Source organism: Cryobacterium lactosi (genome assembly GCF_004403945.1).
GTDB classification, from domain to species: domain Bacteria; phylum Actinomycetota; class Actinomycetes; order Actinomycetales; family Microbacteriaceae; genus Cryobacterium; species Cryobacterium lactosi.
In genome coordinates, this window is the sequence record NZ_SOHM01000011.1 from 54,271 (window position 1) to 72,879 (window position 18,609).

An 18,609-nucleotide genomic window follows, 5' to 3' on the forward strand; every position below is an offset into this window, starting at 1 on the left:
ACAACCCCCGGCGCCGAAGGCGGCCGGGGGTTGTCTGATGGTGCGGGTACTGCGGGCGACTACGCCTCGATGATCATCGGAACAATCATCGGGCGACGGCGGAACGACGCCTGCACCCAGCGGCCGACGGTACGGCGCACGACCTGCGTGAGCGCGTACGTGTCGTGGCTGCCGCTCTGGGCGGCCTCGGCCAGGGCGGCCTCGATCTTGGGCCGTACGGAGTCGAAGACCGAGTCGTCCTCGGCGAACCCCTTGGCGTGGATCTCCGGCCCGGTGATGATCTTGCCGGTGGACTTGTCGACCACGACGATGATGGAGATGAAGCCTTCTTCGGCCAGCGTGCGCCGGTCGGTGAGGTCGGCTTCGGTGATCTCGCCGACCGTGGAACCATCTACGTACACGTAGCCGAGGTCAAGCTGGCCGACCTTCTTCACGTCGCCGTTGCGCAGGTCGAGCACGGTGCCGTCTTCGGCGAGGATGGCGCGTTCGACGGGAACCCCGCTCTGCACGGCGAGCTTGGCGTTGGCCACCAGGTGGCGGTATTCGCCGTGCACGGGCAGCACGTTCTTGGGCCGAAGCACGTTGTACACGTAGAGCAGCTCGCCGGCGGCGGCGTGTCCGGAGACGTGCACCTTGGCGTTGCCCTTGTGCACGACGTTGGCGCCGAGCTTGGTCAGTCCGTCGATGATGCGGTAGACCGCGTTCTCGTTGCCGGGGATCAGGCTGGAGGCCAGGATGACGGTGTCGCCGGGGCCGACCTCGATCTGGTGTTCGCTGTTCACGATGCGGCTGAGGACGGCCATCGGCTCGCCCTGCGAACCCGTGGACATGTAGACGATCTTGTTGTCCGGGATGTTCCCGGCCTTTTTGAAGTCGATGAGCACACCATCCGGCACCTTGAGGTAGCCGAGGTCGGCGGCGATGGTCATGTTGCGTACCATCGAACGGCCCAGCAGCGCCACGCGGCGTCCGTTGGCGTGGGCGGCGTCGAGCACCTGCTGCACGCGGTGCACGTGGCTGGAGAAGCTGGCGATGACCACGCGGCGCGGGGCGCGGGCGATGACGTCTTCAAGCACCGGGCCGATGGCGCGCTCGCTCGGCGTGAAGCCGGGTACGTCGGCGTTGGTGGAGTCGACCAGGAACAGGTCGATGCCCTCCTCGCCGAGGCGGGCGAAGTCCCGGAGGTCGGTGATGCGGTTGTCCAGCGGCAGCTGGTCCATCTTGAAGTCACCGGTGTGCAGCACGCTGCCACCCTCGGTCTTGATCGCGACAGCGAGGGCGTCGGGGATCGAGTGGTTCACGGCGACGAACTCGAGGTTGAACGGGCCGAGGCGCTCCTTCTGGCCCTCCTTCACCTGCAGAGTGTAGGGGGTGATGCGGTGTTCCTTGAGCTTGGCCTCGATGAAGGCCAGCGTCAGGCCGGAGCCGATCAGGGGGATGTCCTGGCGAAGCTTCAGCAGGTACGGAACGGCGCCGATGTGGTCTTCGTGGCCGTGCGTGAGCACCACACCGACGATGTCCTTCAGGCGGTCCTTGATCGGGGTGAAGTCGGGCAGGATCAGGTCGACACCGGGCTGGTGCTCTTCGGGGAAGAGCACGCCGCAGTCGACGATCAGGATCTTGCCGTTGATCTCGAAGGTGGTCATGTTCCGGCCGATTTCGCCGAGTCCGCCGATGGGCGTGACACGGAGAGTCCCCTTGGGGAGCGCGGGCGGTGCGTATACGTCGTTGGGCATAAGCCCTCCTATATGTGGAGTTGGTGGTACGTGAAGTTGGTGCTGCTGGAGTCTGTGGTGGTGCGGTCTAACTTGTGGCGTGTGGCTTTCTAGCGGGTGGTTCCGGCGATCTTGGGCAGTGCGCCACCTGCGGCGGCGTTGCGGTCGGGGCGGAAGTTGGTGAAGTCGACGCCGGGGATGTTCCGGACCAGGTCGATCTCGTCTTCGATCATGGCGGCCTCGGATTCCTCCGGGCCGACGAGGGGCAGGCGCACGCGGGGGCTGCCGATGCGGCCCAGACCGTGCAGGATGTACTTGGCCGCGACGGTGCCGGGCACGTGGGTCATCACGGCGCGCACGAGCGGTTCGAGCTGCTGATGAGCCAGCGTCGCCGCCTTGAGGTCGCCCGCGTTCACGGCATCCACCATCTGGCGGTACGGCGTGGCCGCGATGTTCGCGGTGACGCCGATCAGGCCGGTGGCGCCGATCGAGAGGTGCGGCAGCACGTTGGGGTCGTCGCCGGAGAAGTAGAGCAGGTCGGTCTGGTTGAGCACCCGGCTGACCTGGGCCAGGTCGCCCTTGGCGTCCTTGACGGCGAGGATGTTCGGGTGCTTCGCGGCGCGCAGGATGGTTTCGTAGGTAATCGGGATGCCCGTGCGGCCGGGGATGTCGTAGAGGATCACCGGCAGGTCGGTGGCATCCGCGATCATGCGGAAGTGCGTGAGTACGCCGGCCTGGGTGGGCTTGTTGTAATACGGGGTGACGATCATGTTGCCGTCGGCGCCGGCCTTCTCGCTCTGCTTAGCGAGCTGCATGGCGTGCGCGGTCTCGTTGGATCCGCCACCGGTGATGATCTTGGCGCGGCCGGCCGCGACGTCCTTGCCGACCTCGACGAGCCGGATCTTCTCGGGGTCGGTGAGGGTGGAGGTCTCACCGGTGGTGCCGGTGACCACGATGCCGTCGGCCCCTGCGGTGATGACGTCGTCGATGTGCTTCTCGACGTCTGCCCAGGCCACCTCTCCGTCAGCGGTGAATGGTGTCACCAGGGCGACGAGGACCTGCCCGAATGGGTTGAAAGGAGTAGACACGTTTTACAGGTTATCGTCTAGCGCGCCCTCCCGCGCCTTTGCGGGTGCTCTCGCGCGCGTCATCTGCCGTCATACGGGCTGTTCGGCGCCCGCCTCGGCGTAACCTCTCCTGCATGAACCCAGCCGCTGCCCTGCTTGTTCTGGTGCTGTTGGTCGCGCTGACCACCGCACTGGGGCTGCTCTGGCGCCGCCGGCAGGGCCGGGTGACGAGCGCGAGTGCTGATGTGGTCACGGCCGCCGAGCTCGGGCTGCCCACGTCTGATTCCGCGCCGGTCTTCGGTGCCGAGGCGACCCTGCTGCAGTTCTCCACCGAGTTCTGCTCCCGCTGCCCCGGCACCAGCACCCTGCTGCGCCAGGTGGCGGATGCGCGTGCGGGCGTTCGGCACGTTGACGTGGACCTCACCAGCCGGGCGGACCTCGCCCGGCGGTTCAACGTGCTGCAGACGCCGACCACGCTTGTGCTGGACCGGGCCGGCCGGGTGCGCGCCCGGGTGGGCGGTGTGCCGAACCGGGCCGCCCTGCATGCCCACCTCGACGACCTCGTCCTCGACGTTCAGGAGTTCCGATGACCCAGCCCCATCCCGTTGCCGCCGCGAAACGACCAGGGGTGGACCCGCGCGGACCCCGGTTCGGGGCCGCCGTCACGGCCGTGGTGCTGCTGGTGGTGATCTTCCTCGCGCTGGTCGGCGCATCCGTCGCCGCGCTGACCCTGCTCGCCGCGCAGACCGCGGTGTTCGCCTGGAGCACCGTGGCCGGTGTCGCGCGGCATCCGTACGGTCTGCTCTTCAAGACCCTGGTGCGCCCGCGGCTCGGCCCGCCCGCGGCACTCGAGGACCCGGCGCCGCCCACCTTCGCCCAGGGGGTCGGCCTGCTGGTCGCCCTGATCGGTGTGGCGCTCGGCCTCGCCGGGGTGCCGGCGGCCGTGCCCATCGCAGCAGCGGCCGCGTTCGTGGCGGCGTTCCTGAACGCGGTCTTCGACTACTGCCTGGGCTGCCAGCTCTACCTCCTGCTGGTGCGAAGCGGGATTCTCGGTCGGAGCCCGGCGGCGCCCTGACCGGCGGGTGGCCTGGCGCGCGGCGGGGCTGGGCTGAGCGGGGCTGGGAACCTGCCCGTTGCCCGTGGATTCACCGTGCCTGATCCAGGGCCGGCGGATAGGCTGGTGATCCACTTCCAGGAGGTAACACCATGGCCCTGACCAGCGAAGCAACCACCGTATGGACCGGCGACCTGATGACGGGTTCCGGAACCGTCTCCCTCGATTCCTCGCACGGCGGGTCGTTCCCGGTGAACTGGAAGGCCCGCGCAGAGGGCACCGCCAATACGACCAACCCCGAGGAGCTGCTCGGTGCCGCGCATGCATCCTGCTTCTCGATGGCGCTGGCGAACATCCTCACCTCAGCCGGGCACCCGCCGACGAGCATTCAGACCACCGCCGCGGTGACCTTCGTCGCCGGAACCGGCGTCACCGGCAGCCACCTGCTCGTGAGCGCCAGCGTTCCGGGCGTCACCGAGGAGCAGTTCGAGGCGTTCGCACAGGACGCGAAGGTGAACTGCCCGATCTCCCAGGCGTTGACGGGCATCCCGATCACCATTGAAGCCGAGCTGGCCTGAGCGGCCGCCGGTAACTCCCATGCGCGTACTCATCTCCGGAGCCTCCGGACTCATCGGCTCCGAATTGACCCGTCAGCTGGAGGCCGCGGGGCACACCGTGCTCCGGCTCGTGCGACGCCCGCCGCAAACCCGGGCGGAGTTCCGCTGGGACCCGGCGACGCTGACCCTGGACCCTGCCGTGCTCGACGGTGTGGATGCGGTGATCAACCTGTCCGGCGCCTCGATCGGGCGGCTGCCCTGGACCAAGTCCTATCGGCGCCAGATCATGGAATCCCGGGTGCAGGCCACGCGCACCCTCACCGACGCCATGCGCCGTTCCGCCACGCCGCCGTCGGTGCTGCTGAACGCCTCAGCCGTAGGGATCTACGGCAACCGGCCCGGTGAAGAGCTCACCGAGGAGTCGCTGCCCGGCTCCGACTTTCTGGCCACGGTCGTCACGACCTGGGAGGCGGAGGCCCGCCTGGCCCCTGAGGCCACCCGGGTGGTGATGCTTCGCACCGGCCTGGTGCTTGCCAAGGGCGGCGCGTTGAAGCCGCTGATGCCGATCGTGCGGCTCGGCCTCGGCGGTCCGCTCGGTCGCGGCAGCCAGATGTGGCCGTGGGTGAGCCTGCACGACGAGGCCGCCGCGATCGTGCACCTGCTCACCTCGGAGCTCAGCGGGCCGGTGAACCTCGCCGGCCCCACCCCGGCGACCGCCAACGACGTGATCCGGGCCGTGGCCACGGCGCTGCGCCGGCCGTTCTTTGTTCCGGTGCCCGAGGTGGTGCTCACGCTCGCCCTGCAGGATGCCGCCAGGCAACTGCTGCTCGCCGACCAGCGGGTGAGCTCGGCGAAGCTGGAGGCCGACGGTTTCCGCTTCACCCACCGCACGGCCGCCGAAGCGGTCACCTGGATGCTGCGCTAACGGTTCCGTCGGGCGTCGCGGGCGGTGGTCCCGCGGCGCCGGGCCCGGACTCGTCCTACGGGCGGGCCGAACCCGGGCGTGAGCTCGGTGTGCGGGGTAGGCGCCGCTATGCGGGTGGCGCGCCACCGGCCTAGCGGCGCCTGCCCCGCACGGCTCGAGATTCTGCTCGGGTTCACCTCATCCTCACCTTCACGGGCCGAGCCTCGCCGTCACCTCACGGTGCTGCGGGCGGCAGGCCTGTCCTCCACAGACTCCCCCGCCCGGAGTTTTCACCAACCACAGTTCGGTGACGGTAGCCGTGGCGACTGGCGCCCAGACTCGCCCGATGACCAATCGCCCAGACCAACCGTCCGTGCCACCCGAGGTGATCCTGGCCGCCGAGTACCGGCGCGCCCTGGGCGCCGACCTGCGGCTGCGGCGCGCTGCCGAGCGAGGCTACCTGCACCGCATCGGCTGGGGCCAGTATTGCCCCGCCGCGGTCTGGGCCGGCCTCGACCGGGATCAGCGGTATGCGCTGAATGCACGGGCCGCGTCGCTGGCACGCGGGAGCGCGCTGCCCCTTTCGCACCAGTCGGCGGCGGCTCTGTGGCAGCTGCCGCTGCTGACACCGTGGCCCGATGAGATCCATTTCCTCGGCCAACGGTCAACCGGGGGTCGCTCAGAGTCCGGCATCCGCCGGCATACGGTGGGCTTCGACGAGCGAGATGTAACTCTGCGGGCTGGGGTGTTGGTCACGTCGGTCGCTCGCACGGTGATCGAACTTGCGACGGTCGTGGATCTCCGGTCGGCGGTCGCCGCGGCCGACCGGGCCCTGGCTGTGGACCGATCTGGGCGGATTCCACCCCTCACCGACCGGGCGACCCTACTCGAGACCTGGCACCGGATGCTGCCGTTCCGCGGGTCGGTGCGGGCGCGCACGGTGATCGACTTCGCCACGCCGCTCTCGGGCTCCCCCGACGAGTCGGGCAGTCGAGTGACGATCGCGCTGGCGGGCCTGCCCGAACCGGAGTTGCAGCATCCGTTCGTGATCGAGGACCGAACGGTCTTCTCCGACTTCTTCTGGCTCTACGTGCGGGGTGTGGGCGAGAGTGACGGCCGGGTGAAGTACTTCGACCCCGTGATGCTCGCCGGGCGCACTCCGGCGGAGGTGGTGTACGAAGAGAAGCTTCGTGAGGATGCCATTCGGCTGCAGGTGCGCGGCTTCGTGCGCTGGGACCACGCCACCGGCATGAGCGTGCCTCGATTGACGGCGCGGCTGGCGCACCTGGGCCTGACCCGGGGCCGCCCTCGGCTGGCCGAGCACTGAGGTGGGCGGCACCGAACGGGGACGCGACACCTGCGCACGGGTCAACTCGAGGTGTGCGGGGCAGGCGCCGCTATGCAGTAGGCGCGCCACCCGCATAGCGGCGCGGCACCCGCGCAACGCCCCGAGGGGGCTCAGGGGCCCGAAGACCCCGGAGCGACACGGCGCGGCGGCACTCGCGCAGCGACGCAGCACCCGCACTCCGGCCGCCGTCTGCCCCGCAGAGGGGTCAACTCGAGGTGTGCGGGGCAGGCGCCGCTATGCCGTGGGCGCGCCACCCGCATAGCGGCGCGGCACCCGCGCAACTACCCTTCCCGGGCGCGGCGGGCGGGCCGGGCGCGGGCGGCTCAGGCGGCGGACTTCTCCAGGCTCATCGCGGTGCGGAGAGCCGAGCGGGCGCGGCGGCGGTCGCCCGACGCGTCGTAGGCCAGGCCGAGGCGGAACCAGGCCCGCCAGTCCTCGGGCGCGGCATCCACCGCCTCGCGGTACTGCGGGAACTGCGCGTCGGCGGCGTCGCGGAAAGGTCGGCCGCTCGGGCGGCTGGGCAGATCGTTGACGGGCAGGGCGCCCTCGGCGTCGAGCTGCTTGACCAGGCGTTCACAGCGGATGCCGAAGTTGATTTCGCGCACCAGCGCCCACGCGCCGATGAACGGGAGCACGATGAGCGCGATGCCGATGAGGATGCCGACGGGGTCGCCGCTCTGCACGAAGAGCACTGCGCGCCAGCCGACCAGCACCAGGTAGAAGACCAGGAGGACGGCCATCACGACAACGGCGATGCGACCCTTCATTCGCCGGGCTCCATCTCGGCGTTCTCCGGTCCGGCAGGCGGCCCATCGGCCGGCCCGGCGGGCGCCGCAGCGAGCGCGTCGCCGGATAGCCCAAGGTCGATCAGCTGGTCCAGGCCGACGGTCACCCCGACGCAGTCCCGCGTGGCGGCCAACGCCACCATGATGCCGCGCTCGTAGGCGTCGGCGGAGAGCGTGTTGTGGGTGATCGTGAGGGTCTCCCCCGAGCCGCCGAAGATCACGTCCTGCCGGGCCAGCACGCCGGCCAGACGCAGACTGTGCACCGGGACTGTGGCGACCTGCTGGCCGCGGGCGCGCTGGTCGATGTGTGGGGCGGCGACCGGGCCGAGGCCGGCGCGGGCGGCGGCCATCAGCTCAGCGGTGCGCACGGCGGTTCCCGACGGCGAGTCGACCTTGCCCGCCTGATGCGCCTCGACGATCTCGATGGAGTCGAAGAACCGGGCGGCGAGGGCAGCGAAGGCCGTGCCGAGCACCGAGCCGAGCGAGAAATTGGGGATGATCACGGCGCCGACATCCGTGCGGCCTTTGAGCTTGTGACCGAGCGCGTCGATCCGGGCCTGCGACCAGCCGGAGGTGCCCACAAGCACCCGGAGGCCGTTGGACACGGCGAAGTCCACGACGCTCTGGCTGACCGCCGGTGCGGTGAGGTCGATCGCCACATCCGCTCCCAGCATCTCGCTGAGCTCGCTGGTCGAGTCCAGCCGGGCCACCAGCTCGTACTCCGTCGCGTTCTCCACCAGGTCGCAGACCAGGCGCCCCATCTTGCCCGTTGCGCCGATGACGGCCACCCGTGTTGTCATGCTGCCAATCTACCAAGCGCGACGGTTGCCACCGGTGCCCGGACACGTACCCTAGGGGCATGCCTGAATTCACTGCGGTCTCTGTCACGGATGCGGGGTCCATCACCCTGCTCACGCAGTACTTCAGCGATCGCGCCTCAACGTTCCCTGCCGCGGGCGGATACCGCACCACGTTCCCGACCCCCGCGCAGTTCGTGGCGCCGAACGGCCAGTTCCTGCTCGTCAGCGAAGAGCCTGGGTCCCGCACGTTCGTGGGCTGCGGCGGCGTGCGGCGTATCGAAGACGGGGCGGATGGGGCGGTGCGGTTCGAGGCCAAACACCTCTGGCTGCAGCCGCAGGTGCGCGGCCGCGGCTGGGGCAGCCTGCTGCTGGCGGAACTGGAAAAACGGGCCAGCGCGTTCGGCGCCACGGAAATCGTGCTCGACACCAACTCGAGTCTCGAGGCGGCCGGAGCGCTCTACCGGCGCTCCGGCTATGTGGATGTGCCGCCGTACAACGACAACCCGAACGCCACGAACTGGTACAGCAAGGCACTGTAGCGGAGGTGACGCACCCGCGTCGTCACCAGTCGTGTACCGTGCCGTCCAGGCGCCGGTTGACCGGCAGGTACTTGGGGTTATAGGGAAAAGCCGCCGCCGCGTCCTCGTCGAACTCCACTCCGAGCCCGGGCGCGGACCCGGGATGCATCAGCCCGTCGGTGAAGGTGTAGCCGTGTCGGAACACCTCCGCGGTCTGCGGGGTGTGCCCCATGAACTCCTGGATTCCGAAATTGGGGATGGTGAGATCCACGTGCAAAGCCGCCGCCATGGTGATCGGCGACAGGTCGCCGGCGCCGTGCGACCCTGACCGCACACCATAGAGCTCTGCGAGAGCGAATATTCGGCGTAGGTGCGTGATGCCGCCGGCGTGCGACACCGAGGTGCGGATGTAGTCGATCAATCTCTCGGTGATGAGCTGCTGGCAGTCCCAGATCGAATTGAATACCTCGCCGACGGCGATGGGCGTGGTGGTGTGCTGACGGATGAGCCGGAACGCGGACTGGTCTTCGGCCGGGGTCGGGTCTTCGATCCAGAAGGGGCGGTACGGTTCCAGCGACTTGCCGAGTCGCCCGGCTTCGATAGGCGTCAGACGGTGATGCACGTCGTGGAGCACATGGACGCCGAAGCCGAATTCCTCGCGCACGAACTCGAACAGTCTCGGTGCGAAGTCCAGGTATGACGTGCTCTCCCAGCTGTCTTCCTGAGGCAGCGCGCTGCTCGCCGGCTCGTAGTAGGCCCCGGCCGCGGGGATGCCGTAGGTCTTGTCGACGCCCGGGATGGCCGACTGCACCCGCACCGCTTTGTAGCCGAGGTCGAGGTGCGCCCGGAAGTCGTCACCGAGCTCGGCGAAGTCGCTGCCGGAGGCGTGCCCGTACACCATCACCCCGTTCCTGGCCGCGCCGCCGAGCAACTCGTAGACCGGCATTCCCGCCGCCTTGCCTTTGATGTCCCACAACGCGACATCCACCGCCGCGATGGCTGTCATGGTGACCGGGCCGCGCCGCCAGTAGGCGCCCTTGTAGAGGTAGTGCCAGATGTCTTCGATCCGGTTGGCCTCCCGGCCGATCAGGAGCGGAAGAATGTGATCGCGCAGATACGATTCGACCGCGAGTTCACGACCGTTGAGGGTGGCGTCGCCGATGCCGCGGATGCCCTCGTCGGTGTCGATGATCAGGGTGACATAGTTCCGCCCCGGTGAGGTGACGACGACCCGTGCAGCGGTGATGAGCATGAGCTCTCCTGTCTCGGCTGAAGCCGATTAGTAATGCGGACGACCGGTCGCGTCGGCGACCCCGGACTTGCGGAAGAAGTAGGTCTGGATCTGGTCGCGCCAGTCCCCCGCCGACCGAACCTGCTCCACGAGGAGCGTTGTCACGCGCTCATGCGTTGCACTGTCGATCCGGTTGCTCAGCCCGGCCCAGGCGGCCTGGCTGCGCAGAACGTCCTGCACCCCCTCGGTATGGGTGTCGTAGATGTGCTGGATGACCGTCGACCCGCTTTTCAGCACGTGGTCGTATGGCACGTGGTGGAAGAACAGCAGCAGATCGTCCGGGCACTCCGCCAGCGATTCGTAGCGTTCCCGCCACGGCGAGGGGTACTGCCCGGCGAATCCGGTTCCCGTCGCCTGCGTGCGATCGACGCCGACACCGTCTCGATCGGCGAAGTGATACGTTCCCCAGCGCGAGTACTCGTAACCATCGACGTCCGGGCCGTAGTGGTCCCGGGAACTCACCATGAAACCGACTCCGAGCGGCGCCGTGTACTTCTCGTAGGTCGCCCACGAGCTGTCGAGGATGGAGTGGATGACGGCCCGCGCGTGATCGTCCGCGTCCGGGAAGGTCGCCCCGATCCATTCGTCCAGGATGCGGAGAGGGTCGGCGAGCGGCTCCCAGGAGAGCCTGCCGAACGCGTAGAGATTCGCCTGGGCAAGGGGGTGCCCGGTGAGGAAATGGTCGGTGCCGACGTTGGAGACTGCCACGAACCCTCCGGTGGCGAGGTCCGCGACGGGACGCGCCCCGTCGGTCTCACCGGCGAAGCGGAAGCGCAGGATCTCGCTCCAGGCCGGCCCGAGGTAGCAGACGTGTTTCTGCTGCCCGGTGTACTCCTGGGTCACCTGGAGCTCAACGGCGACGTTCGTGTGTGTGAGCGCCCCGATCACCGGCGAAACCGGCTCGCGAGTCTGGAAGTCGATGGGACCGTGTTTCACCTGCAGCACGACATTGTCGGCGAATTGCCCGTCCAACGGAACGAAGTGCCCGAAGGCAGCCTTGGCACGGTCGGTGGATCGATCGCGCCAGTCCTGATGGTGGTTGTAGACGAACGCCCGCCAGTGCACGATGCCGTCGTGCGGGGCGAGTGCCGCCGCCAGCGGGTTCGCGCCCTCGGCGTGGCTGCGACCGTAGGAGAACGGCCCGGGCTGCCCCTCGGAGTCGGCCTTGACCACGTATCCGCCGAAGTCGGGGATCGCGTCGTAGACCCGGTCGGTCGCCTCGCGCCACCACTCGGCCACCTCCGGCAGCAGCGGATCGGCGCTCTCCAACCCGCCCAGGAGCACCGGGGAGGCGAAGTTGACCGAGAGGTGCAGCCGGATGCCCCAGGACCGGAACACGTCGGCGACGCGAGCGACATCGGGCAGTTTGTCAGTGAGGAGCAGGGCTTCGGTCCGGTGCACATTGACGTTGTTGATCGCCACCCGGTTGATTCCGACTGCCGCCAGCAGACGCGCGTACCGGGCGACACGATCCAGGTCCCGGCGCACCTCCCCGTCGGTGAAGAAGATCGAATCACCCGCATAGCCTCGCTCCACGGCGCCCATCACGGGGTGAACCGTCATGTTGTCCCAGTGGTCAAGCATCCGGATGGGGTGAGCCGGTTGCTCGCGCCGCACCCCGGGAGCCGGCTCACCGTTCCGCATCAGGTCGAGCACCCCGTACAGTGCGCCGTGGTCCGTGGCAGCCACGATCGCGGTGACCGAATCCCTGCGGGCGAGGATGTACCCCTCCGGCGTCAGGGGCGAGGCCTCCGCGGCCGCCGCGGCCTCCCGCACCGCCGCCACATCCGCGTGTGCGGGGTTCGGCGCCATCGGCTCGGTGACGAGGATGACGACGATCTCGGCATCCGTGATCACATCGACGAATCTGCCACCGTGGGCCGCCATCGCTCGGGTGAACTCGCTGCGCACAGTGTCGACGAGTGGCCCGTGCGCGTCGATGTACACCCGCCGCCCACCGAGGTGCCGAGAGGACTCCCCCGGCAACCAGGCCGGGTGTTCCCGTGTCGTGTCGCGTGTGTCAGTGGTCGTCATTGGTTTCTCCTTGTGATGCCGGCAGCCGCCGGCAGACGGTGGATCTTCTGGTGCTCACGGGACCGGGCGGCTCCGCGCCGGTCAGCCCTCTCGTACGACCATCACGCCCTTCGGCTCCAGAGTGATCGCTTCACCCTGCCGGACTGCAGCCCCGGTGATCAGGTCGGTTCCCGCCGCATGAGCGGGCACCACGACGGGCTGATCACCGTGATTGAGGAGGAAGGCGAACCTGCCGCCATCGCCCTCCCGCACGGCGTACTCGAGCTCGGGTTCATCCGCGTACGGGCCGATCAGGTCATGCTCTGCCAGTACGGCCCGCACCACCTGCGACACGCCGTCGGCGTCCAGGAGCGTGCCGACGTACCAGGCGGAGCCGCCGGCGGCAGAGGGCATCCGGGTCACGGCCGCCCGCCCGGCGTAGAAGTCGTCCTCATAACTGCCGACGACCTCTGCGCCCTCGGGAACCAGGATCTCGAAGACACTCCGCGCGCCGACGGCGCCGCTGAGCCCCGAGCCGGTCAAGACGATCCGGTTGACCGACTCGGCGGGCAGGGAATCAGTTTCCTCAACCCGCACACCGAACAGGGGCGCGAGAGGGCCTGGCGCATCGGCCAGGAACGCGTTGGTGTCCCGGTCCACTCGACCGCTCAGGAACGACGACAGTACCGACCCGCCCCGTTCCGTCACGGCCCGGAGCCGGTCGGCGATGTCGCCCTTGAGCATGTGCAGAAGCGGCGCCACCACGACGTCGTAGCCGTCCAGGGGTGCGTCGACCGACACGACATCCAGTTGGGCGCCGGCTTCCCACAGTGCCCGGTGATAGCCCAGGACCACTTGGGGGTAGCTCACCGTGCGGTTGAGTCCGTCCGTTGTCTCGGAGGCCCACCAGCTGTCCCAGTCGAAGAGCACGGCCACGCGCGCCGGCGTGCGAGCGCCCAATACCACTCCGCCGACCCGTTCGAAGTCGGCGCCGAGGGCGGCGACTTCCCTGAATGAGCGGGTGTCGGTGCGCCCGGCGTGGTCGAGAACGGCTCCGTGATACTTCTCGCAGGCGCCTCGCGACTGGCGCATCTGGAAGTAGAGCACGGCGTCCGCACCGTGGGCCACCGACTGCCACGACCACAGTCGCAGCACCCCCGGGCGCTTGAGGGGGTTGATGTCGCGGCTGGCGGTGATCGTCGGGGTCTGTTCCATCACCCAGAACGGGTCTCCGCCTTTGAGCCCCCGCATCAGATCGTGGGTCAGCGCCATCCGTGCCTCAGAACGGTCGGTCGGCGGGTAGTTGTCCCAGGAGGCGAAGTCGAGGTGTTCAGCCCACCGGTGGTAGTCGATCGGCCGGTACATGCCCATGAAGTTGGTCGTGGCCGGCGTCGTCGTGTCGTGCTCCCGGATCGCCGCCTTCTCGTCGAGGAAGTTCTGCAGCATCGCGTCGGACATGAAGCGCAGGTAGTCCAGGGTGATGCCCTGGAACGCGGTGTGGTTCTGACCACGCCAGTGCTCGCTCAGCGCATTCGGCGGCACGATCTGTGCCCAGTCGGAGAACGTGTGCGACCAGAATGTGGCGTTCCAGGCCGCGTTGAGACGCTCGAGGGTGTCGTAGCGCTCGCGCAACCAGACGCGGAACCCGGCGGCGCAGTTCTCGCAGTAGCAGGCCCCGCTGTACTCGTTGCCGATGTGCCAGGCCATGAGGGCGGGGTGACCCGCGTAACGCCGCGCGATCTCACCGGCGAGGCGGCTGGAGAGCCGCCGGAACACCGGCGAACTCGGGCAGGCATTGTGGCGTTGTCCGTAGACGTGCCGGCGCCCGTCGAAATCTGTGCGGTTGACCTCCGGATGCGTGTGGGCGAGCCACGGGGGAAGCGCGCCTGTCGCGGTCGCCATGACGAATCGGCGACCCGACTCAGCGGCCTTGGCGACGATCTCGTCGAGGAGGGTGAAGTCGTACTGGTCTTCGGCGACCGAGATGAGCGCCCAGTCGAAGACCCCCAGGGTGACGGTGTCGATCCGGGCGAGATCGAACGCGGCGTAGTCCTCGTCCCAGTAGTCTCGTGGCCACTGCTCAGGGTTGTAGTCCCCGCCGTACAGGATCTTGTCCTGCCGGGGCGGACGGGTGTCGGTGTCGGTCCTGATGTCGATATCGGTCACGCGATGTACTTCTCCTCGATGAGGGTGGTCATGGGCTTGGCGTTGTTCAGCAGGACTGCGGCGAGGATCGAGCCGAGTGCGATCAGAGCCACCTCGGAGCCGACGCTGACGACGCCGATGCTCGCAATGGTGATGGCCGCGGCTCCGAGGGTCGCTCGCGGTGCCTCGCGCACGCAGCGCAGGGCAAGCCGCAGCACGTCCCGTGCGCGGAAGTTGTAGAGCGACCCGATGATGAGGGCGTGCAGCGCAACGACCGCGACGAGAGTGAAGACGGCGGCTTGGACGAGGCCGGCGATGACAAGCGGAACGCCCGGAGCGATGACCACGTCGAGGTAGGCGACGTTGATCCCCAGGATGCCGAGCGTCACCAGCACCAGCCACCACCAACGCAGCATCCCGAGGGTGTTGAGTCGGTATCCCCGCCAGAAATGCCGGGCCGGCTCCAGGTGGTCTTCGGTGGGACTCTGCCGCCACGCGAAGATCAGGGCTGAGAGCGCAGGCCCCACCGGCAGGAGGCACAGGGCGAGGAGCGGTGCGTTCGAGGCATCGCCCGACAGCGTCACCAAGAGGCCCAGCCCGGGCGATGCCGCGGCGAGGAAGAGGAGCTCGAGGATCAGGACCCGGTAAACCATGGCGGTGGCGCGGCCGAGGGTCCCCGTGCGCTGCGTACCTGTCGAGAGTGTCATTGTGAATACTCCTGGGCTGTAGGGCTGCACCGCCGGGGCCCGATCAGGCCCCGGCGGAACTTTCGGTTACTGGGTTTCGGCGTACCGGTCGTAGGCGGAATTGACCAGGTCGAGGTATCTGCTCATTCCCTTGCCCTCCAGTTCGGTCACGTAGTCGTCCCATTCGGACAGGTCGCGCTGGCCGAGGATGAAGCGCAACGTCGCCTGCTTCGCCGTGTCCGACAGGGGCGTTTCGAGGAGGGTGGCCTGCTCGCGTTCCGATTCTTCGAGGGGGAACGGCGGGGCGAGCGGCAGAACGTCTTTCTCCTTCATCACGGCCTGGAATGCGAGTTCTTCTTCGGAGAACGTGGACTCGAGCAGTTCGGTGGCGCCGCCATAGGCGAAGACACCCGTGGCGAATCCGAAGTCCTTCTGCAGGTGCTTCGGTGCACCGGGGTGCACGCCGACAAAGTCGATGTCGCCGTTCAGTGTTCGCGTGCCGTCGGCGTCCTTGGCGAAGGTCGTTCCCTCGACACCCCACTTGACGAATTCCGCGCCCTCGTCGGAGTACCACAGCCAGTCGATGAACTGCATCATCGCGGTGAAGTTCTCACTCTTGAGGGCGTCGGCGTTGATCATGATGCCGTTCTCGAGACGGGTGGCCTCGGACAGCACGTTGCCGGCGGGACCGGCCGGCAGCGGGATCTTGGCCACGGTCGCCCCGGGCACAGTCTCCGTCAGCGCGGGGCGGTAGTCGTTCACGACGGTCTGGGCGTTGGAGCTGATCGCGAAGGATTTGCCGCTCACGAACTTCTGGATCGCCGAGTCGTCGTCCTGGGTGAAGCTCTCGGGGTCGATCAGGCCGTCCGCGACAAGGGAGTGCAGATACTCGACGAAGGCCCGGTACTCCTCGGTGGCTCCGGTGAATTCGAACTTCTTGTCATCCTCGTTCCAGGATGCCGCATCCCAGCCCCAGCCGGCCGAGGTACCGAAGGTCATCGCCACGACATTCAACAGGCTGTCGCCCTTGAACCGGTCAGAGAGGGGGTAGGAATCGGGGTAGGCCGTCTTGATCGCGGCCAGAACATCGCGGAACTCGTCCCAATCCTTCGGGTCCTCGAGACCGAGCTGCTCCATGATGTCGGTGCGGAACGCAACCGTGTAGTCCTGCCAGATGTCCTCGTGCACGCCGGGCAGCACGTAGAACTCACCATCAGCCTGCCTGAGGCCCTCGAAGCTGTCCTCGAGATCCCATTTCTCGATCTTCTCCGACAGGTTCGGCATCAGGTCGAGGTATTCGCTGACCGGAAGCACTGCCCCGGAGGACACATACGCTTCCTCCTGACCCGGATAGGTCTTGGGAATGATCAGTGGCGCCTTACCGGCGCCGACGAGGAGGCTGCGCTTCTGCTCGTAGTCGCTCATCGGCACAACGGTGGGTTCAAGCGTCACGTTGGTGCGTTCGGTCAGCTCTGACCACAGCAACCAGTCCTTCTTGAGCGGGTAGTTCGGGTGATCGCTGAAAAGGATGGAGAAGTTGATGGGCTCGGTCGCCGTGAACTGCTCCCCCGCGGCGAAATTCGCCATCGCACCGACGTCTTTGCCGCTGAGATCAACCTCGGCATCGTCGCCAGGCGCGCAAGCGGTCAGCCCGGCCACGAGCGCGACGAGGGCTCCCGTGGCAATGACTTTCTTTCGTATGGACAACATTCTGTTCCTTTCGTTGCCGATGAGGTCGGCCTGGGATGAGTGTGACGGTGAGCTGGTGCGGGAGAGGTCAGCCCTTGACGGAGCCGAGCATGATTCCCGAGACGAAGTGTCGTTGCACGAACGGGTACAAGCAGAGGATCGGCAGCACCGTGAGCACCATGGTGACCGACTGGATGTTGGATGCCACCTGGGCCAGGTCGGTGCCGCCCCCGGACGATGCGGCCGTCGAGGCACCGGCGATCAGGTTGCGGAGGTAGACGGTGACCGGGAACAGATCGGCGCGGTCCATATACAGGAACGCCTGGAACCAGGAGTTCCAGAACGCCACCGCGTAAAAGAGCACCATCGTCGCCATGACAGCCTTGGAGAGCGGCAACACGATTCGAAACAGGATCCCGAAGGTCGAGAGGCCGTCGATCTGCGCGGCTTCGTCCAGCTCCTCCGGAAGATTCTCGAAGAACGACTTCATCACGAGCAGGTTGAAGACCGAGATGGCGTTCGGCAGCACGATCGCCCACAGCGAGTTCGTCAGGCCCAGACTTGAGATGAGGACGTAGTTCGGGATGAGGCCGCCGTTGAAGAACATCGTGAAGACGGCGATCCCGATGAGGACGTTGCGGCCCCGCAGTTTTCTCTTTGAGAGCACGTAGGCGTAACAGGTGGTGAGCACCATGGCGATCGCCGTGGCGACAACCGTGTACACCACGGTGTTGCGGTAGTTCGTCCAGAACAGCGAGTCCGACAGCACCAACTGATAGGTGGTCGTGTTGAAGCCCTTCGGCCATAGATTCACCTCGCCGGCCCGGATGAACGACTCCCCGCTGAACGACTGCGCGATGATGTTCACGAACGGATAGAGGGTCACCCCGACGACCCCGAGCAGGATCAGGGTGTTCACGACCTGGAAGGTACGTTCTCCTCGGGAGGACCTGATTCGGCGAGACCGCGTGGGAGTTTCGCGCACCGTCAACCTGGTCGGTGCGGGATCGGTTTTTACCACAGGCTTGTCCCTACTGTTCGGCGAGAAATTGCGTTGGCGGAGAGGATGAGGGTGAGCCCGATGATGGCCTCGAACATCCCGATCGCAGCGGCGTAACTGAAGTTGTTGGCCTCGAGCCCGACGCGATACAGATAAGTGGAGATCACGTCAGCGGTGGGGTACGTCAGGGGGTTGTACAGCAACAGCACCTTCTCGAATCCCACCGACAGGAACGCCCCGATGTTGAGGATGAGGAGGGTGACCATGGTCGGGCGGATCCCGGTGAGCGTGACGTGCCAGGTCTGCTGCCACCGGTTCGCGCCGTCGATGCGAGCGGCTTCATACAGCGCCGTATCGACGTTGGTCAGGGCGGCGAGATAGAGAATCGTTCCCCAACCGACGGTCTGCCAGACCTCGGAGGACACATAGACGGTGCGGAACCACTCGGGCAACTGGAGGAACGGAACGGCGTCGCCGCCGACGGCGCGGACGATCTGGTTGACCGTGCCCTCGAGGGAGAGCAACTGCATGAGCATTCCGGCGATGATCACGATCGAGAGGAAGTGCGGAAGGTAGGAGATCGTCTGCACGAACTTCTTGAAGTACCGGGACCTGACTTCGTTGAGCAACAGGGCCAGGATGATCGGCAGCGGAAAACAGAACAGCAACGTCAGCGATCCGATCGCCAGCGTGTTGCCGAAGACCGCCCAGAATGTGGGGTCCGTGAGGAACATCTCGACGTAGCGAAGACCCACCCACTCCTCACCGAAGATGCTTCCTCCGGGCCGGAACCGGCGAAAGGCGATGATGTTGCCGAGCATCGGCAGATACCGGAAGATCGCGAAGAACAACAGCGGAAGCGCGACCAGGGCGTAGAGCTGCCAATCCCGCTTCAGAGTCTTCCGCCACGACAGCTGCTCTCGTTGACGACCGAAACGGCGGCGCTTGGGCGGCTCCATGGAGCCGGCGAGTCCGACGGCCGTTGCTGCTTCCGGGCCGGCAACGCCCGCCCCGGTGGTCGTGGTCGTGGACTGCTG

General features: G+C 67.3%; 17 protein-coding genes. 6 read left to right on the forward strand and 11 right to left on the reverse strand.

All coding sequences use genetic code 11. From position 1 onward, the window contains the following. Window positions 1-59: 59 nt before the first annotated feature. Both E3T61_RS06000 and dapA read right to left on the reverse strand, forming a co-directional pair. Window positions 60-1,736, reverse strand: a complete 1,677-nt coding sequence (locus E3T61_RS06000; RefSeq protein ID WP_134639993.1) for a ribonuclease J — start codon at window positions 1,734-1,736, stop codon at window positions 60-62. An 89-nt stretch (window positions 1,737-1,825) separates the two neighbouring features. Beyond that, on the reverse strand, window positions 1,826-2,803 hold the full coding sequence (gene dapA, locus E3T61_RS06005; RefSeq protein ID WP_130175932.1) for a 4-hydroxy-tetrahydrodipicolinate synthase: 978 nt from the start codon (window positions 2,801-2,803) through the stop codon (window positions 1,826-1,828). A 113-nt stretch (window positions 2,804-2,916) separates the two neighbouring features. Between dapA and E3T61_RS06010 the strand changes: the two genes are divergently transcribed. From E3T61_RS06010 to E3T61_RS06030, 5 genes are all read left to right on the forward strand, one after another. Next, window positions 2,917-3,372 carry a TlpA family protein disulfide reductase gene (locus E3T61_RS06010; protein WP_134639994.1) on the forward strand — a complete coding sequence of 152 codons (456 nt, stop codon included), beginning with the start codon at window positions 2,917-2,919 and terminating at the stop codon, window positions 3,370-3,372. Then, entirely contained in the window at window positions 3,369-3,857 is a 489-nt protein-coding gene (locus E3T61_RS06015; protein WP_134639995.1) for a DUF4395 domain-containing protein, read from the forward strand. The genes E3T61_RS06010 and E3T61_RS06015 overlap by 4 nt, the downstream gene beginning before the upstream one ends. Window positions 3,858-3,988: 131 nt before the next feature. Beyond that, complete coding sequence (locus E3T61_RS06020; protein ID WP_134639996.1) at window positions 3,989-4,414, forward strand: OsmC family peroxiredoxin; 426 nt, start codon at window positions 3,989-3,991, stop codon at window positions 4,412-4,414. 19 nt (window positions 4,415-4,433) lie between these two features. Continuing rightward, window positions 4,434-5,318, forward strand: a complete 885-nt coding sequence (locus E3T61_RS06025) for a TIGR01777 family oxidoreductase (protein ID WP_134639997.1) — start codon at window positions 4,434-4,436, stop codon at window positions 5,316-5,318. Between the two features lie 325 nt (window positions 5,319-5,643). After that, on the forward strand, window positions 5,644-6,624 hold the full coding sequence (locus E3T61_RS06030; protein WP_134639998.1) for a hypothetical protein: 981 nt from the start codon (window positions 5,644-5,646) through the stop codon (window positions 6,622-6,624). Between the two features lie 344 nt (window positions 6,625-6,968). Here the strand turns inward: E3T61_RS06030 and E3T61_RS06035 are convergent, their stop codons facing one another. Together E3T61_RS06035 and dapB are read right to left on the reverse strand one after the other, a co-directional pair. Next, window positions 6,969-7,412, reverse strand: a complete 444-nt coding sequence (locus E3T61_RS06035) for a tetratricopeptide repeat protein (protein ID WP_134639999.1) — start codon at window positions 7,410-7,412, stop codon at window positions 6,969-6,971. Beyond that, the gene (gene dapB, locus E3T61_RS06040) at window positions 7,409-8,230 is read right to left on the reverse strand and encodes a 4-hydroxy-tetrahydrodipicolinate reductase (RefSeq protein WP_134640000.1); all 822 of its coding nucleotides are present in this window, start codon (window positions 8,228-8,230) and stop codon (window positions 7,409-7,411) included. The genes E3T61_RS06035 and dapB overlap by 4 nt, the downstream gene beginning before the upstream one ends. Before the next feature lie 59 nt (window positions 8,231-8,289). On the opposite strand from dapB, the gene E3T61_RS06045 reads away from it, so the two are divergent. Next, window positions 8,290-8,769, forward strand: coding sequence for a GNAT family N-acetyltransferase (locus E3T61_RS06045; protein ID WP_134640001.1), 480 nt, complete (start codon window positions 8,290-8,292; stop codon window positions 8,767-8,769). A gap of 22 nt (window positions 8,770-8,791) precedes the next feature. On the opposite strand, the gene manD is transcribed toward E3T61_RS06045, so the two are convergent. The 7 genes from manD to E3T61_RS06080 form a co-directional block, all read right to left on the reverse strand. After that, window positions 8,792-10,000, reverse strand: coding sequence for a D-mannonate dehydratase ManD (gene manD / locus E3T61_RS06050; RefSeq protein WP_134640002.1), 1,209 nt, complete (start codon window positions 9,998-10,000; stop codon window positions 8,792-8,794). 27 nt (window positions 10,001-10,027) lie between these two features. After that, a complete protein-coding gene (locus E3T61_RS06055; protein WP_134640003.1) occupies window positions 10,028-12,073 on the reverse strand; it encodes an alpha-glucuronidase in 2,046 nt (681 codons plus the stop codon). Between the two features lie 81 nt (window positions 12,074-12,154). Beyond that, complete coding sequence (locus E3T61_RS06060) at window positions 12,155-14,218, reverse strand: beta-galactosidase (RefSeq protein WP_134640004.1); 2,064 nt, start codon at window positions 14,216-14,218, stop codon at window positions 12,155-12,157. Beyond that, window positions 14,215-14,904: a DUF624 domain-containing protein gene (locus tag E3T61_RS06065; protein WP_134640005.1), complete on the reverse strand. Its 690-nt coding sequence runs from the start codon at window positions 14,902-14,904 to the stop codon at window positions 14,215-14,217. The genes E3T61_RS06060 and E3T61_RS06065 overlap by 4 nt, the downstream gene beginning before the upstream one ends. Window positions 14,905-14,970: 66 nt before the next feature. Continuing rightward, the gene (locus E3T61_RS06070) at window positions 14,971-16,593 is read right to left on the reverse strand and encodes an ABC transporter substrate-binding protein (protein ID WP_134640006.1); all 1,623 of its coding nucleotides are present in this window, start codon (window positions 16,591-16,593) and stop codon (window positions 14,971-14,973) included. A 67-nt stretch (window positions 16,594-16,660) separates the two neighbouring features. Then, on the reverse strand, window positions 16,661-17,563 hold the full coding sequence (locus E3T61_RS06075; RefSeq protein ID WP_420898469.1) for a carbohydrate ABC transporter permease: 903 nt from the start codon (window positions 17,561-17,563) through the stop codon (window positions 16,661-16,663). A gap of 23 nt (window positions 17,564-17,586) precedes the next feature. Continuing rightward, on the reverse strand, window positions 17,587-18,531 hold the full coding sequence (locus tag E3T61_RS06080; protein ID WP_134640075.1) for an ABC transporter permease: 945 nt from the start codon (window positions 18,529-18,531) through the stop codon (window positions 17,587-17,589). Window positions 18,532-18,609: the final 78 nt, after the last annotated feature.

What these genes read in the sequence shown, in the direction of transcription:
- E3T61_RS06000 (WP_134639993.1), bottom strand. Translation starts at nt 1,736, where the DNA reads ATGCCCAACGACGTATACGCACCGCCCGCGCTCCCCAAGGGGACTCTC.
- E3T61_RS06010 (WP_134639994.1), top strand. Translation starts at nt 2,917, where the DNA reads ATGAACCCAGCCGCTGCCCTGCTTGTTCTGGTGCTGTTGGTCGCGCTG.
- E3T61_RS06015 (WP_134639995.1), top strand. Translation starts at nt 3,369, where the DNA reads ATGACCCAGCCCCATCCCGTTGCCGCCGCGAAACGACCAGGGGTGGAC.
- E3T61_RS06020 (WP_134639996.1), top strand. Translation starts at nt 3,989, where the DNA reads ATGGCCCTGACCAGCGAAGCAACCACCGTATGGACCGGCGACCTGATG.
- E3T61_RS06025 (WP_134639997.1), top strand. Translation starts at nt 4,434, where the DNA reads ATGCGCGTACTCATCTCCGGAGCCTCCGGACTCATCGGCTCCGAATTG.
- E3T61_RS06030 (WP_134639998.1), top strand. Translation starts at nt 5,644, where the DNA reads ATGACCAATCGCCCAGACCAACCGTCCGTGCCACCCGAGGTGATCCTG.
- E3T61_RS06035 (WP_134639999.1), bottom strand. Translation starts at nt 7,412, where the DNA reads ATGAAGGGTCGCATCGCCGTTGTCGTGATGGCCGTCCTCCTGGTCTTC.
- dapB (WP_134640000.1), bottom strand. Translation starts at nt 8,230, where the DNA reads ATGACAACACGGGTGGCCGTCATCGGCGCAACGGGCAAGATGGGGCGC.
- E3T61_RS06045 (WP_134640001.1), top strand. Translation starts at nt 8,290, where the DNA reads ATGCCTGAATTCACTGCGGTCTCTGTCACGGATGCGGGGTCCATCACC.
- manD (WP_134640002.1), bottom strand. Translation starts at nt 10,000, where the DNA reads ATGCTCATCACCGCTGCACGGGTCGTCGTCACCTCACCGGGGCGGAAC.
- E3T61_RS06055 (WP_134640003.1), bottom strand. Translation starts at nt 12,073, where the DNA reads ATGACGACCACTGACACACGCGACACGACACGGGAACACCCGGCCTGG.
- E3T61_RS06065 (WP_134640005.1), bottom strand. Translation starts at nt 14,904, where the DNA reads ATGACACTCTCGACAGGTACGCAGCGCACGGGGACCCTCGGCCGCGCC.
- E3T61_RS06070 (WP_134640006.1), bottom strand. Translation starts at nt 16,593, where the DNA reads ATGTTGTCCATACGAAAGAAAGTCATTGCCACGGGAGCCCTCGTCGCG.
- E3T61_RS06080 (WP_134640075.1), bottom strand. Translation starts at nt 18,531, where the DNA reads ATGGAGCCGCCCAAGCGCCGCCGTTTCGGTCGTCAACGAGAGCAGCTG.